At 69.9% G+C, this 1,143-nt stretch carries 1 pseudogene; it reads right to left on the bottom strand.

Going from position 1 to position 1,143, the window contains the following annotated elements:
* A pseudogene (locus tag IE249_RS35395) lies at window positions 1-1,143 on the bottom strand (alpha-1,4-glucan--maltose-1-phosphate maltosyltransferase); the annotation flags it as partial.

The following is a 1,143-nucleotide window of genomic DNA, read 5'->3' as shown; positions in this document are numbered from 1 at the left end:
GCGGCGGCGGATGTCGTTGAGGCGGGTGATGAGGGGAGCGATGGTGCGGCCCTCGCGTTCGGCGGCGGCCCAGTCGCGGGGTTTGAGCTGGTACTTCTCGGAGTCGAGGTATTCCTCGCTGCCGGGTTTGAGGGGGGTGTTCTCGCACAGTTCGTAGCCGCTGTAGATGCCCCAGGCGGGGGCGAGGGTGGCGGCCAGGACGGCGCGGACCTCGAAGGCGGGGCGGCCGCCGTGCTGGAGGTAGGCGTGCAGGATGTCGGGGGTGTTGGTGAAGAAGTTGGGCCGCATGTAGGCGGCCGCCTCGCCGGACAGTTCGGTGAGGTAGTCGGTCAGTTCCTGCTTGGTGTTGCGCCAGGTGAAGTAGGTGTAGGACTGCTGGAAGCCGATCTGGGCCAGGGTGTGCATCATCGCGGGGCGGGTGAAGGCCTCGGCCAGGAAGATCACGTCGGGGTCGGCGGCGTTGATCTCGCCGATCACGCGTTCCCAGAAGACGACCGGTTTGGTGTGGGGGTTGTCGACGCGGAAGATGCGTACCCCGTGGGCCATCCAGTGGCGCAGGATCCGCACGGTCTCGGCGACGAGGCCGTCCATGTCGGCGTCGAAGGCGACGGGGTAGATGTCCTGGTACTTCTTGGGCGGGTTCTCGGCGTAGGCGATGGTGCCGTCGGGGCGGTGGTGGAACCACTCGGGGTGTTTGGAGACCCAGGGGTGGTCGGGGGAGCACTGCAGGGCGAAGTCGAGGGCGATCTCCAGGCCGAGTTCGGCGGCGCGGGCGGTGAAGGCGTCGAAGTCCTCCAGGGTGCCCAGGGCGGGGTGGACGGCGTCGTGGCCGCCTTCGGGGGAGCCGATGGCCCAGGGCACGCCGACGTCGTCGGGGGTGGGGTCGAGGGTGTTGTTGCGGCCCTTGCGGTAGGTGGTGCCGATGGGGTGGATGGGGGGCAGGTAGACCACGTCGAAGCCCATCGCGGCGATCGCGGGCAGGCGGCGGGCGGCGGTGGCGAACGTGCCGTGCGGCTGCTCGGGCGTGCCCTCGGAGCGGGGGAAGAACTCGTACCAGGACCCGAACAGGGCCCGCTCGCGCTCGACCAGCAGCCGCAGCGGCTCGGAGGCGGTGACCAGTTCGCGCAGCGGATGGCGGGCCAG

This window comes from Streptomyces anandii JCM 4720 (assembly GCF_014650655.1).
Classification (GTDB): domain Bacteria; phylum Actinomycetota; class Actinomycetes; order Streptomycetales; family Streptomycetaceae; genus Streptomyces; species Streptomyces anandii.
The sequence above is the reverse complement of the archived record's forward strand: the minus strand, read 5'-3'. Positions and strand labels throughout refer to the sequence as shown.